Raw genomic sequence first — 13,369 nt, 5'->3', positions numbered from 1 at the left:
GCTATGTGTGGTCGGTCGCCACGCTCAAGAAGCGAGCGCGACCTCGACCAACCAAGCCCAGTCGGACCGCGCTCTCTCCCGAGTCGCCTGTGCGAACCGCGCGTCGCCGAGGCTGCGGCGCGCGGCCTGCTCGATCCGCGCCACGTCCGGGCGGGAGCGGTCCAACAACCCGCACACGCCGGCGCTCGCCGCGAGCAGCCACGCGGCCTGCTCGGGCTTGTCACGGCGCAAAGCCAGGTCCGCGACCCCGACGAGTACCTGCGCGATCAGCGGCGCGTGTCCCGCCTCGGCAGCCGCCGCGCAGGCCGCCGCGCGGTGCGCCCGGACCTGGTCGAGATCCTCGGCGAGGTAGCCGAGCAGGTCGTGGGACACCGCCCGCGCGCTCGCCTGTTTCGCCTCTTCGCCCAATACGTCCGTCGCGACCGCGAGTTGCCGGTGCGCTTCCTCGGCGTCGCCGCTCCACCGGGCGAGTTCCGCCTTCGACAGGGCCAGCTCGGCCAGCGCGTCCGGCCAGGTGACCCGCTCCGCGCACCGCTGCGCCTCGGCAATGGCGGCCGCGGCGGCGTCCTCGTCGCCCCGCAGCCAGTACAACTGGGCCTGCCGCGACCGCATCCGGATGACGTCCTCGATGTCACCGATCTCGGTGACGACCGCGATCGCCTGCTCGTAGCGCTCGCACGCACCGGCGAACTCGCCGCGCACGGCGATCCGGTCGGCCAGCTCGCTCAGGGCGAAGGAGATCCCGAATCGCTCGCCGAGCAGCAAAAACTCGGCCAGCGCCGTCTCCAGGTACGCGTCCGCGTCCCGCCCGTCGTGGCCGAGCATGATGCGCATCTTGCCCATGTGCAGCCGGGCCAGCGCGCGCACCCAGGGGTCCTCGTCGTCCAGCAGCGGTTCGAACGCGGTCAGGAACGCGTCGGGTACCCGCAACATGCGTTCCAGCGGGGCGACGAACCCCATCAGCGGATGGCGGCACCGACTGCGCACGCTGAACCGGTATGCCATATGGATCCACTCCGCGGCCTGGTGTTCGTCGCCCCGTCCGGAACTCACGAACAACACGACCAGGGCGTACACGGTGGCCCTGACGTCATCGGCCGCCTCGCCGGGCATCCTGCCGGCCGTGGTGAGTAACTCCATGCCCTCGGTCTTGTGCCCACTGAGCCACCAGTACCAGCCGGCACCCGCCGCGAGCCGCATTGCCGCCTGCGCCTCACCCGCCGCGAGTGCGCCGCGCATCGCGGAACCTATGTTCTCGTGCTCGGCCCCGAGCGTGGCCAGCCAGTCCAACTGCTCGGCGCGGCGCAGATGCGGCTCCGCGGTCTCGGTGAGTTCGGTGAAGTACGCCAGGTGTGCGTGGCGCGTGTGCTCCGATTCCCCCGCCTCCGCGAGCCGGTGCCCGGCGTACTCCTTGATCGTGCCGATCATCCGGTAGCGCGGGGTGCCGCCGCCCTCGGGGAGCAGCAGCGACTTCTCGGTCAGCGCGGTGAGCAATTCCAGCACCTGCTCCCGCGCGACACCGGTGCCCGCGCAGACCTGCTCGGCCGCCTCCAGGCTCGCCCCGTCGGCGAACACCGCGAGCCTGCGCAGGACCATCCGCTCGGCGTCGGTGAGCAGTTGCCAGCTCCAGTCGATCACCCCGCGCAGCGTCTTGTGCCGCGGGAGTGCGGTTCGGCTGCCGCCGATCAGCAGGCGGAACCGGTCGTCGAGCCGGTTCGCGAGCTGGTCGATGGGCATCGTGCGCAACCGGGCCGCGGCCAGTTCGATCGCCAACGGCATCCCGTCCAGTGCCCGGCAGACCCGCGCCATGGTCGCCAGCGTGGCTGCGTCGACCGCGAGATTCCGCCGCACGGCCCGGGCCCGGTCCCGCAGCAGTTGCACGGCGGGTGAGGACTCGATGTCGGCCGGACCCGCATCCGCCTCCGGCAGGGCCAGCGGCTCGACCGGCCACAGTGCTTCCCCGGTGATGCCGAGGGGCTCGCGGCTCGTGGCCAGGATCCGCAGCCGCCGGCACTCCCCGAGCATCCGGTGAGCGAACACCGCAGCGGACTCGATCAGATGCTCGCAGTTGTCCAGGATCAGCAGCGTCTCCCGCTCGCGGATCGCGGTGACGAGTCGGTCCGTCGGTTCCGCGTTCGGGGCCCCGCCGAGCAGGGCGTCCCGCAGGCCCAATCCGGCGAGCGTCGACTGTGCGATGTCACCGTCCGCGCCGATGGCGGCGAGCTCCACCAGCCAGACCCCGTCCGGCAGGTCGTCGAGCAGCGTGCGCGCGGTCTCCGTGGCCAGCCTGGTCTTCCCCGCGCCGCCCGGCCCGATCACGGTGGTGAGCCGGTGCTCGGCGAGGAGCTCGCGGACCGCCGCGACATCGGCGTTCCTACCGACGAAAGTAGTCAACTCGGCGCGCAGGTTGGTTCTGCAGCTCTCCTCCCGCCGCCCCAGCTCGCCCCGCAATACCGCGACGTGCACCGCCGCCAGCTCCGGGGATGGGTCGACGCCCAGCGTGCCGGCCAGGGCTTCCCTCGTGCGCTGGTACACCAGCAGCGCCTCGCTCTCGCAACCGGCTGCCGCAAGGGCGCGCATCAGCGCGACGGCGAGCCGTTCCCGGAGCGGGTACGCGGTCACCAGGTCGGTCAGCTCGGTGATCAGCTCCGTGCCGCGCCCTAGGGTGACCTCCGCTTCGAATCGATCCTCGGTGGCGGACAGGCGTAACCCGTCGAGCCGGAGGACCGCGGCGTCGAACGCGGAGCTGTCGTGCAGACCGACATCCTGCATCGCCGTACCGCGCCACAGCTCTAGGGCCTCGCGCAGCAGCCGCACCCGCCGGAAGGCGTCCTCGGTGCGGGCCCGGCCCGCGACGACGAGACGTTCGAAGCGCACGGCATCGACGGCATCGGGCTCCACGGTCAACCGGTAGCCGTCCGTCTTCCCCTCGACCACGCCGTCCGGCAGTGCCTTGCGCAGCCGGGATACCAGGCGGTGGAGAGCGTTCGTCGCGTCGGCCGGCGGGCGTTCCCCCCAGATCCAGTCGACGAGTGCAGCCTTTGGAATCGCGTGACCCGGGCGGAGCGCGAGGGCGATCAGCAGAGCGCGCAGCCGCGCTCCCGGTACGTCGACCAAGCCGCCGTCGGTCGTGCGAACCGCGAATGGGCCCAGTACCTCGATGTGCACGCGCTGATTTTGCCATGAGCGTTCGACACGGCCGGGCGGGCGAGGTGTTCGGATCGCATCAAGATTGGGATGGGGCCGATCATGGAGAACCCGGTCAGTCAGTCCTATAGGACACCTTTGCTATTTCGTTCGAAGTTTCGCGGACCGGGTCGCCACACCACATCGATCCTGGCGTCGAAACCAGCCGGTTGTCGTCAAGGGTGCGTTCGGGATCGAGGATGAGGCGTATGGGGTGCGTACTGGCGTCCTGGTGCGGCCGTTGCGCTACCTCGGGTCCGGGCCATGTGGGGGAATATCGGGGCGGCAGAGAGCAGTTGGCCGGGTTCGGGAACGAGCAGCGACCGTGGAGGGTGTCGCCCGGCACCGGGACGCCTACGATCGGCAGATGCGGGCGATGGTTGCGGGGGGACATGCGTAGCGCCGCCGATTTCACAACCAGCCATCAGGAGAACGGCTCCAACCGGTCCTTCGAGCATCTCACCAAGGCGCTGAGCGCGGTGACGGCGATCAACCGCGCGCATATGGACTCCGCGCCGAACGCCGGCCTCGACGGCCTGACCGGCCGCGGGCCGGCCGAGGGCGTCCTGGCCCTGGCAGCCGCAGCTTTGGTGTGGGCGGGAGTGCGTCCCCGATGGGCGGAGTACCGCCCGGGTGGGTCGTCCGCCCGACGGCGGTTGCGGCCGGGCCGCCGGGCCGACCGTTCACCTCGCGCCGGCATCCGGAGCCCGCGCGGCAAACGGCTCGCGTCCGGTGGACGTCGCGGTGGTCCGGCCACGGCCCCTGCCGCCCCGGCCCGGATCACCGACAGCGGCCGAGCGTGGGAAGTCGCCCGCATGCAAGTGACCTACAGCCGAACCGGGTTCAGTGCGCGGCGTGCTCGAAGGCGCTGCCCACCCGGTCGGCGAGGGTGACCGCGACCAGGCGGCTTTGGAGGGAGGGTCGGGCGCCGGCGATGTGGAGGAGCGTGCGGCCTCGGCGGTGTCGCGAATGCGGGCGAGGTGGTCGGCGTCGGTGATGGCGACGACTTGGAGTCGTCGGGCGCGGTCGTTCGCCGATTTGCCGAAGCCGGTTGCCGCGTTGGCTCGACATCGATATCGGTACCAACCGCGCGGTGCATTGCCAGGGTACGTCCGTCCCCGAGGATGGTCGCGGCGACGCGGCGACGCCGGCGTCAAGGTCGCGACAGGTGGGGGCGGTGCCACCTGAAGCTGTGCCGAGACTCGTCCGGACATCGTAGGTTCTGCGGGCCTACGGGCGGCCGGCCACGAGGGGTTTGGCCAGACGGTCGTAGATCCGGTGGGTGGAGTCGAATGCCCCGACCAGGCACGGGATGACCAGGGCAATGAGCCAGGCGCCCTCGGTGAACTTGGCGGCGGTGACCACGATCGCGGCGGTGGCGGTGAGGAGCGCGCCGAAGGCGTTGAGGGCGAGTTTGCCGTGCCAACCGGTCGGGCGCAGGAGCCACCAGTGTTTGACCATGCCGACCTGGGAGAGGGTGAAGCCGACGAAGACGCCGATGGCAAACAGTGGAACCAGGACGTTCATGTCGCCACGGGAGGCGATCAGCAGGATCGCCGAGGTCACCGCCAGCAGCGCGACACTGGCCCGGTAGACCCGACGGCGGTTGTGTATGCCGAATATGTGCGGGAGGAAGTCGTCCTTGGCGAGCAGGTCGGCGAGCACCGGCATGCCGCCGAAGGAGGTGTTCGCGGCGAGTGCCAGCAGGAGCACGGTGGCGAACTGTACGACATAGAAGCCGATGCCGTGGCCAAGTGAGGCGTTGGTGATCTGGGCCAAAACGGTGACGCCGTCGGCGGGCTTGACGGAGTACTTCCGGATGAGCCCGGCGATCCCGATGAGCATCACGCCCAGCAGCACGCCCAGCGCGATCTCGGCGTGTTGGGCGCGACGGGCACGCGGGGCCTTGAACGAGGGGACGGCGTTGGCGATCGCCTCGACCCCGGTCAGCGCCGCGCAGCCGTTGGCGAAGGCCTTGAGGAGCAGCAGGATGCCGACGGTGTGCAGTGCACCGCTGTCGACGGGTTGCGCGAGAGGAGCGGCGGCGGGGCCGCCGCGGAGAAGGCCGACCACCACGACGGTGAGGATGGCGAGCACATACACGACGGTGGGGATGACGAACATCTTCGCGCTGTAGGCGATGCCGCCGAGGTTGATCGCGGTGATCAGGGCCAGGACGCCCAGGCACAACCACAGGGTGTACGGATGCAGTCCGGGTACCGCGGAGGTCAACGCGGCGACGCCGGCGGCGACCGAGACGGCGACGTTGAGCACGTAGTCGACGATCAGAGAGGCGGCGGCGACCAGGGATGCGCGTCGGCCGAGGTGCTTCTTGGCGACGCCGTAGGCGCCGCCCCCGTCGGGGAACGCGGCGATCACGTGCCGGTAGGACATGGTCAGGACCAACAGCAGGCCCGCGATGACCAGGGTGACGGGGAGGGTGAAGCCGAGTCCGGCGCCGCCCGCGAGGGCCAGGACCAGGACGATCGCCTCGGGGCCGTAGGCGACCGACGCCATCGCGTCGAGCGAGAGCGCGGCCAGGCCGCCCACGACGGTCAGCCGATGCCGATCGCCGTCCTCGGGCTCGACCCCGTCCTCGCGTTTCTCGCGGGGGCGGCTGGAAGTGGCGGACGTGTTCATGGTTTTCTCCGGGACTGGGTCGAACGGAGGTCCCAGCGTCGGCCCCCAAGACCCGTCGGAGACCGGCCCTGACGTGATCTTGGCGCCGCTCGTATCGGCCTGTACGCGTTCCTTCCGCGCGTCCTCGGCCAAGCCGACGAGGTACCGGAGCCCGAGCCGGCGACGGATCCGAACCGGCGGCCGGCCCACCCCGTGATCAGGCCGGCGGAGGTTGAGCTTCGAGGTTGGAGGTTGCCCCTACACCTCCAGGACACCGGCGGATCCGTGGTGATCGGAGTCGAATGAGATCAGAAGCACTCGCGTCCCCGGTTCCGGGTCACGCTCCAGAACGTCCTTGAGACCGATCAGCAGTCCGGCGATCGTCCCCCACGGCGTGTGCGCCGCGCGCAGTGCCTTTCCGACGAGCGCGCACACAGGTGAGGGCGGTCGATCCTCGCTCTTGCGATGGTGTCCTGGATGGGGCGGCAGCCGGCCGGGCCCTTCCGTGAGCACGTTCGCGATACGCCGCGCGGGCAGGGTGACGGTGGTCGACTGGCGAGACTGTGGGGTACAGCGGAAATCATCAACCCGTGGCGCCTCGCTGCGCGTAGTTACGATCGACTTCAGTCGGTTGTGTGGCCAGTGGCGTTCGAACAAGACAGCGGTGGCGCCCGTGAGGTGGGCGCAGTCCCGACCCGGAGTGGGGTGCGAGATCTCGGGAACGAGCAGAAGGCTGTGCCGTACTGGGGGATCCTGGCCGGGGGAACGAACCAGGGTGCACAGCAGGGGCAGCACGTCGTTGTCGTTCGGACCGAGGGCGCGAACGTCGGCGCGTCTGAGCCCCAGGCGATCCAGGGCCAGTCGTCCGAGCATCGTGGCGGGTTCTTCGTCGGACCAGGAGTCGCCGACGAACAGGCACGGCTTCGCGAGATCGTCGAGGGTCAGGCCCGCTCGAAGGAGCGCCTCGCCGATGGCGGCCCCGGACGAGGGGAACACCGGGCTCGGGATATCGTCCGCCCCCCGTCGGGCCTTGGCCGGGTCCGGCGTTCGGTGTCCGCCAAAGCGCTCCGGGGCAAGCGACGTGTGTGGCGTTCACGACTGTCCGGTCAGGTGCGTGCCGAGCTTCCACAAGCGCCCCATGGTGCGGCTCTCACCGACCTTGGGGCCCGGTTCGGTGACGGCGAGGCGGTCGTAATAGGCTCCCGGGTCGATCGCGGTGGCCGGCGAGCACAGTGGCAACCGCGAGCGGGCGGGCGATCTCGTAGCCGATGCCGGACGCGGCACCGGTGACCAGGACCGTCCGAGGCCCCACGCGTGTGGATGCCCGGACCGGGGAAGCAAGAGCAGAAGCGAATGTGGGCATGGTTCCTCCAAGAAGCAGGGCAGCCAGGCAGGACACCTCGACCGCAGGGCTGAGCCGGGAAACAGGTGAATGCCAACGGGTGGCCGATGCTGTGCGCGTAGAGGAGCCGGAGGCGACCTGACGAGAGCGGCGAGTCCGGCCGGGGACACTCTGCGGTGCACGCACGTTGTCGGCCACCCGACGGGATCGCGCACATGCCGAGAACCGCGCAACAAGGCCGTTGCCAAGGAGGCGGCGGCCCCGTCGGATCAGATGTGCCTCGGACTGCCGTCCGGATCAGGGGGCTCGTCGTCGTGATGCAGACCGATCCGGCTCAAGAGCGCGGACTCACACGATCGACGGCACGCGACCGCCACGAGACCCCCGCGCTCGTGGTCGACGCCGACCGTCGCTGCCGCAGATTCGCTCACACTACGATCAGACCGCCGGACCCACGCCGACAACAAGCCTGAACGCCCTTTGCTCACGAGACCTTGACACCAACCGAACACCCGGGCAGCGCTTCGACACACCGCAGATCGATGGCGGAGTCCGGGCGTCGATTGTCCGAAGGCCCCACCCGGGCGGCGTTGGTGCCACGTTCGGCGGCGCTTCGACTACGCCACCCCGCCGGGACGACTATCGTGCCGGGAGCGTCCGTCGGGAATCGGAGAGCGCTCGCGTTCGCCAGTCCTGGATTCCATGCCGACAGGCGACGCTGCGGCTGTGGAGAGGGACTCGGCGGCCCGTAGAAGATCTCGCAACGCCCCTACAGCGATGTCCAATTCGCGAGCTACTGAGGATTTCGGGTTGGGGTGACTACGGCGGGACCGGGATCAGTCCGGTTTCGGCGATGAAGCCGTCGAGGAGGGCGAATCGGTATTGCATCATCTCCAGTCGGGTGCGGGCCAGGGCGGCGAGTTCGACGGTGGTGCACGCGGCCAGGTTTCCAAGGCTGTGCTTGAGGTGGGCCCACACGCCCTCGGCCGGGTTGGATCGGGGGCGTAAGTGGGAAACCGGAACACGGTCAGCCAGGCCCGCGCCTCGATCAACTCCCGCATCGCGGCGTCGACGTGATGGGTGTAGTTGTCCCACACCAACACGATCGGACCGCCGAGCTGCCGGTGCGCGGAGTCCAACAGCTCGGCGAAGTCCTTCTCCCGGAAACCCTTGGGATCACCCTTGCGGCCGCGATGCACCCGGATCCGAAAGATCAACCGGGTCCGCCGGCCGGGCCTGCAACACAGCAGACCCGCCAACGAGATCCGTCCCGAGCCCTTCCCGCTGACGGGGATGACGGGCGGGTGGCCCCGCCGGGACCAGGTGCGTGCCTTCGGCGGACGCAGAGTCCGTCCCGCCTCGTCCGCGAAGCACAACCACGCACCGCGGTCCCTCACCGTCTTTCCACGCGTGGCCACGTCTCCTTCACCCAGGTGGCCACCGCCGCCTCGTCGCGCTCCACCGCCCGGTGCACCGGGGCCTGCGGCGTCCAACCCATCCGCCGCAGGATTCGCCAGGTCTGCGGAACGCTGAAGCGCACGTGGAAGCGGCGTGCGATCACCGTGGCCACTCGGGCGACGGTCCAGGACCGGTCCTCGACCCAGCCGTGCGCGGCCGGACCCCGTTTCAACTCCGCGTCCAACCAAGCCCGCCCGTCCGGCCTCATCCGTGACGGTCCGCCGGAAGGCCCCTTGGAACGCAGCGCCTCGACACCCCCGTCCCGCCACTCGGCGTGCCAGGCGTACGCGGACTTGCGCGACACTCGCAGTGCCTTGGCGACCAGCCGCAGAGCCATTCCTTGCGTGAACATCTCGGCGTCCCGTAACCGCACTTGCTCCCGCTGGGCCCGCTGTTTCGCGGTCAGGCCGCCCCCGTCGGGAAACCGCATGACACCGGCATACACCCACAACCGACTCCACCGTCACCCCGAACCGAAAATCTCAGTAGCCGAGGAACTCAGGATCGCTCAAGCCAACGACGCGGACGAGGCACGTCTGCTGGAGATCGCGCGAGCCTGGGGCGGCCGGACCGAGCGTACCTGCCGATCCGCGCAACAGCCGGCATCCGTTGCCGGCGTCACCAGCGTCGAGCGCCCACACGTCCCTGGCGCCGTTGAGCAACTGTGCACTCTGGGCTGGGCCGAGCGCGGGCTGGCGTCCGACTGCCCACGTTGCCGCCAGAAGATGTTCGTGCCGCTGAGCTCTGCGGACGGCCCCTCCACCTGCCGCGGCTGCAGTACCCCCGCCCGCTACACCACATCGGACCAAGGACCGACCGTGTTCTACCGCCTCGACACCTACGTCGACCGCGGTGCCGATCAAGGGGTCTTGCCCCACCTGCTTGTCATCGCGGCCTTGGCAACCGAGAAGCCGGAATCGCACTGCATCCCCGGCGCAGGCGTCTGGTTCCCCGAAGACCTGCGCCGTGAGGTCGATGTCTATGGCCTATGGGGAGGACAAGTCCTGGCTGGTGAGGTCAAAACGGACCCGCGAGTTCACGCAAGACCAACTCGCCCGGGATATCGATGTCAGCGTCCGCCTCGACGTCGACGTGCACCTCATGGCCGCGATCGGCTCCATCACCGCCGAACTTCGCAGCCAAGCCCGGGAGATGTGCCGGGCACAAGGGCTGAGTCCGCACGTCATCGAAAAGATCCAAATTCGCCCTGCAAACACAGACCGGAGTGAACATCCCCCGGCGTCGGCGTGGTCGCGCCCGAGTAGCCCCCATCAGCTTTCCGGGGATGGGACGTTGCAGATGCGCAGTGCCGACGCGGCCGTCCGTTGTCCCCCGAATGAAGCCGCCTGTCGCCGTCAGTGCGTTCCCGTATCGTCGCTTGACCCGCCATGACGCGGGGCGGCACGCGCGGTGAGCTGGTCAGGCTTCTCAACGGCCGCCAATCTCGGCCCTGGGATGGGGCCACCGAGCCGGAAACAGGAAGGGATGTACGTGGCGACCGAGACGGTCTCGTACGGCGGAGGAGACAACTCGGTGCTGAGGTTGGTCCTGTATCGGCTGTGGCGGCATCGGTGCTATTGGTGCGACACGCCAAAGGAATTCAACGATATCGAGATCGATCACATCATCCCGCAGAGCGTCGGAGCGAAGGAACTGAAGGTGCTCGGCGCCGAGTACTGCCTTCCCAGCGACTTCGACATCGACGGTGCCGAGAATCTTGCGCCTATCTGCTCTGCGCACAACGGGCCGCGAGGTAAGGGAAACAAGCTGTACAAGTCCGGGGGCGTCATGCTGGGCTACCTGGACACAGCCCGCAGACTCAAGCCGACCGTGGTCAAGCGGGTGAAACGCTTCGGTGCCTCAGGGAAGGTTGCTGAGTACCTGCTCAACGCCAGCGAGACGGACCTCAACGATCCTGCGGCCAGGCAGGCGTTCGAGGAATACGCACCGGCGATCGTCCAGAAGCTGGCGCTTCTGGACGAGGAGAAGGCCGACTTTTCGTCCTTCCAATCGACCGTGATTGCGCTCGACGGCGAACTCTCGATCGAAGCCGTCACCTCCCTCTCAAGCCGGGGGCGGACGGCTGCGGCGATCCTCCTGGACGTGTGCGGGAGCAAGGTGGAAGACGTCCTCGTGGATCGAGTGGCGATGTTGGTCGGCATGATTTGCAGAAACGTCGAAGAGGACTTCGCGGGTATCGAGGCACCCCTCGGGCCGACCAACTCCGGTCCGCCGGTGATGACCTGGATGCGGGTCGAGGTCGACTCGATCGACTATGAGCGTGAGGGCCGGTCAATCGAGTTCACCTTCAGCGGCAAGTTCGAAGCGGACCTCACAGCCTCTCTCGTGCAAGACAATCGGCACGGCGGACTGGACGAAATTCAGGGTGACGGGGTAGTCCAGGGAACGTTCTCGTTCGACGTCGCCTGGATGTGGTCCTCAGATCCTGGCGACGTTGACATGGGTACGTGCCGGATCAACTCGTGGGAGCCGAACCTCTACACAGAGAAATCCGGCCGCTGAAGGCACATAGCGAGAGGCCTCGCATTTCGCCCTCGTACTTGCGGATCAAGACCGCAGGCATCTGCGCATCCGTGACGACGACCGCGCCGGCGAAGGCGGCGAGCAGGGAGCAGACCACACACGCGGCCCACGCCGGCCGCACGAAACGACGCCCGGCCACGCGGTTTCGCGATCGGCCGTCCGGCCCTTGCTGCCGCGGGCGAGGTCAGCAACACTCTGCGGCACGCTGGTCCGCCCGGGCGAGGTCGGCGAGGAGCTCCAACCGGGGGGCACGACAACCGCATGGATCACAAGGTTGCATCGGCGATGGTGTCACCGACCGATCGGCAGCAGCACCATGACCTTGCCGTTGCTGCGCCACACTGGGCGAATGAGTCTGGAGCCCGGAGTGCCGGATGCAAAGCTGGTTCACCACCGATCACCGACCGGAGCCACTGAGAAGGCCCTGTATGCCACCGCGCTCATCTGTGGGATCCCCTCCTGCCGTGAGCCTCCTATACCGTCGTGTCCCGAACGCCGAGGGGCTCCTCCTCAACAGCAACGTCGCGCACATTCATGCGCGCAGCGAGGGCGGGCCGCGGTGGGACGGCGCGATGACTGAGGACGCGAACCGGGGAGGTGGTGATCTGGGTGCAGGGCCGACTGTCGTTCGACTGCGCGTCCAGGACGTGCGCGCCGCGCAGGTCGCCTCCGTCGCCCCCGCCGGGTCCGGTGGTCGTGTCGCCCACGATGATCACTGCCAGGTGAACGAGTCGGAGACGGTACGCCACGGGTCCACGTTGTCGGCCGTCTGTGGCCCGGACAACGTCAGGTCCACCTCATGCCCGTTCCGGAAGAAGGCGTACCGCTCGAACGCGTCGTGCCCCACCTTGCCCGTCACCGGATCCGCGGGCGAGTCGCCCCGGTAGGTCAGCAGGACGGCGTCACCGGCGTGCCGGGAAATCACCGAGACCTTGTCCATCACGAAGTTGGGGACATGCGTCCGAAGCATCGGCACCGTCGTCGCGGTGACCGAATCGATCGTCGGCGCCGAGGCGCCGGGCACGTCGGTGACTTCGATCCGGTTCAGCCTGTCGGTGAACGAGACGGTGGATCCGTTGTCCAGGCGCGACCAACCCTCCGGCACCTTGATCGTGAAGCCTCCGGCGGGCGGCTGGTAGTTCACGTAGGCCTGGTTGTCGGGGATGTCGCCCGCGGTGTTGACGTCGGGTGAACCGCCCCCCGAGGACGAGCCGCCGCAGCCGGCGATCAATGCCGCGGAACACACCAGTCCGAGGGCGCAGGAGACGAGCTTGCCGCGCATGGTGACACTTCCCCTCGACGACGACGACGAAGGAGGGACGACCACCTTCTCGACAGCCGTGTGGCTATGTTCGAAACGCTAGACAGAGCACGGTTAACCCCCCGCCTGCCGAGGGTTGGACGACGGCAAAACCGCGCGCCGATCGACATCCGGGGGCACGCCGGTCCCCATGATGGGCACATGAGACAGCGCGTGGTTCGCGTGGCGGTGGGCGCCGTGCTGGTGGCCCTGGTCCTGTTCGCGCTGCCCCTCGCGGTGGCCGTCCGGACGTACTTCTTCGCCGACGAACGTGACGAGCTCGAACGCGACGCCCTGGCCGCCGCCGTGCGGGTGAGTCCCGACTTCACCACCGGCGATCCCGTCGAGCTGCCCACCCCGCGCGGCGACACGCGCTTGGGTGTCTACGACGCCGCGATGATCCTGCGCGCCGGGACCGGACCTCGGGTCGGCGACGCCGCCACGCGGCGAGCGGGCGGGGGAGCGGTCGCGCGGGAAGAGGGCGACGACCTCGTCGTGGCCGTGCCCGTCTCGCACGACGAACAGGTGATCGGCGTCGTCCGGGCCTCCACGCCGTCGAGTGGCGTGTGGCGGCACGTACTCCTGGGCTGGCTCACCCTCGCGGGCATGGCCCTGGCCGCACTGTGCGCGGCCGTCGTCGCCCGGCGCTCGGCCCGCGCCCTGTCCGCTCCGCTGGAGGACCTACGACGCCAATGCGTGGCCGTCACCGAGGGCGACCTGACCGCCCGGGCCGCTCCCAGCGTGATCCCGGAGATCGACCAGGTGGCCGGCACCCACAACGCGATGGTCGAGCGCTTGGCCCAACTCCTGCTGCGCGAGCGAGACTTCGCGGCCAACGCGTCCCATCAGCTGCGCACCCCCGCTGACCGGTTTGCAACTGGGCCTGGAGGCGGCCCTTGGCACGCCCCGCGCGGACCTGC

At 69.1% G+C, this 13,369-nt stretch carries 7 protein-coding genes and 2 pseudogenes; 2 read left to right on the top strand and 7 right to left on the bottom strand.

What is annotated here, in order from left to right:
• Positions 1-24: 24 nt before the first annotated feature.
• The 5 genes and pseudogenes from ACFXKZ_RS07995 to ACFXKZ_RS07975 all read right to left on the bottom strand — a co-directional run bounded on the left by ACFXKZ_RS07995 (position 25) and on the right by ACFXKZ_RS07975 (position 9,035).
• The gene (locus ACFXKZ_RS07995) at positions 25-3,168 is read right to left on the bottom strand and encodes a BTAD domain-containing putative transcriptional regulator (protein WP_379997668.1); all 3,144 of its coding nucleotides are present in this window, start codon (positions 3,166-3,168) and stop codon (positions 25-27) included.
• A 1,254-nt stretch (positions 3,169-4,422) separates the two neighbouring features.
• Positions 4,423-5,826: pseudogene (locus ACFXKZ_RS07990) on the bottom strand (APC family permease); the annotation flags it as partial.
• Positions 5,827-6,063: 237 nt separating this feature from the next.
• Positions 6,064-6,801 (bottom strand): hypothetical protein, encoded by a 738-nt coding sequence (locus ACFXKZ_RS07985; RefSeq protein ID WP_379997666.1) that lies wholly within the window; start codon positions 6,799-6,801, stop codon positions 6,064-6,066.
• A 1,233-nt stretch (positions 6,802-8,034) separates the two neighbouring features.
• Positions 8,035-8,544, bottom strand: coding sequence for a transposase (locus tag ACFXKZ_RS07980; RefSeq protein WP_379997664.1), 510 nt, complete (start codon positions 8,542-8,544; stop codon positions 8,035-8,037).
• Entirely contained in the window at positions 8,541-9,035 is a 495-nt protein-coding gene (locus ACFXKZ_RS07975) for a winged helix-turn-helix domain-containing protein (RefSeq protein WP_379997662.1), read from the bottom strand. The genes ACFXKZ_RS07980 and ACFXKZ_RS07975 overlap by 4 nt, the downstream gene beginning before the upstream one ends.
• Before the next feature lie 1,061 nt (positions 9,036-10,096).
• Between ACFXKZ_RS07975 and ACFXKZ_RS07970 the strand changes: the two genes are divergently transcribed.
• Positions 10,097-11,128, top strand: a complete 1,032-nt coding sequence (locus tag ACFXKZ_RS07970; protein WP_379997660.1) for an HNH endonuclease — start codon at positions 10,097-10,099, stop codon at positions 11,126-11,128.
• A gap of 733 nt (positions 11,129-11,861) precedes the next feature.
• Here ACFXKZ_RS07970 and ACFXKZ_RS07965 read toward each other — a convergent pair.
• The gene (locus ACFXKZ_RS07965) at positions 11,862-12,431 is read right to left on the bottom strand and encodes a hypothetical protein (RefSeq protein WP_379997658.1); all 570 of its coding nucleotides are present in this window, start codon (positions 12,429-12,431) and stop codon (positions 11,862-11,864) included.
• Between the two features lie 93 nt (positions 12,432-12,524).
• Positions 12,525-12,965 carry a hypothetical protein gene (locus ACFXKZ_RS07960; RefSeq protein WP_379997656.1) on the bottom strand — a complete coding sequence of 147 codons (441 nt, stop codon included), beginning with the start codon at positions 12,963-12,965 and terminating at the stop codon, positions 12,525-12,527.
• On the opposite strand from ACFXKZ_RS07960, the pseudogene ACFXKZ_RS07955 reads away from it, so the two are divergent.
• Positions 12,846-13,190 (top strand): annotated as a pseudogene (locus ACFXKZ_RS07955) (two-component sensor histidine kinase); the annotation flags it as partial. The gene ACFXKZ_RS07960 and the pseudogene ACFXKZ_RS07955 sit on opposite strands and share 120 nt — an antisense overlap.
• Between the last annotated feature and the right edge of the window lie 179 nt (positions 13,191-13,369).

The organism is Embleya sp. NPDC059237 (assembly GCF_042754105.1).
GTDB lineage: Bacteria > Actinomycetota > Actinomycetes > Streptomycetales > Streptomycetaceae > Embleya.
This window is presented reverse-complemented; position numbering and strand designations above follow the sequence as displayed.

Bases quoted from the DNA above. Each gene is read 5' to 3' on its own strand.
- ACFXKZ_RS07965 (WP_379997658.1), bottom strand. From the start codon at position 12,431: ATGCGCGGCAAGCTCGTCTCCTGCGCCCTCGGACTGGTGTGTTCCGCG.
- ACFXKZ_RS07975 (WP_379997662.1), bottom strand. From the start codon at position 9,035: ATGCGGTTTCCCGACGGGGGCGGCCTGACCGCGAAACAGCGGGCCCAG.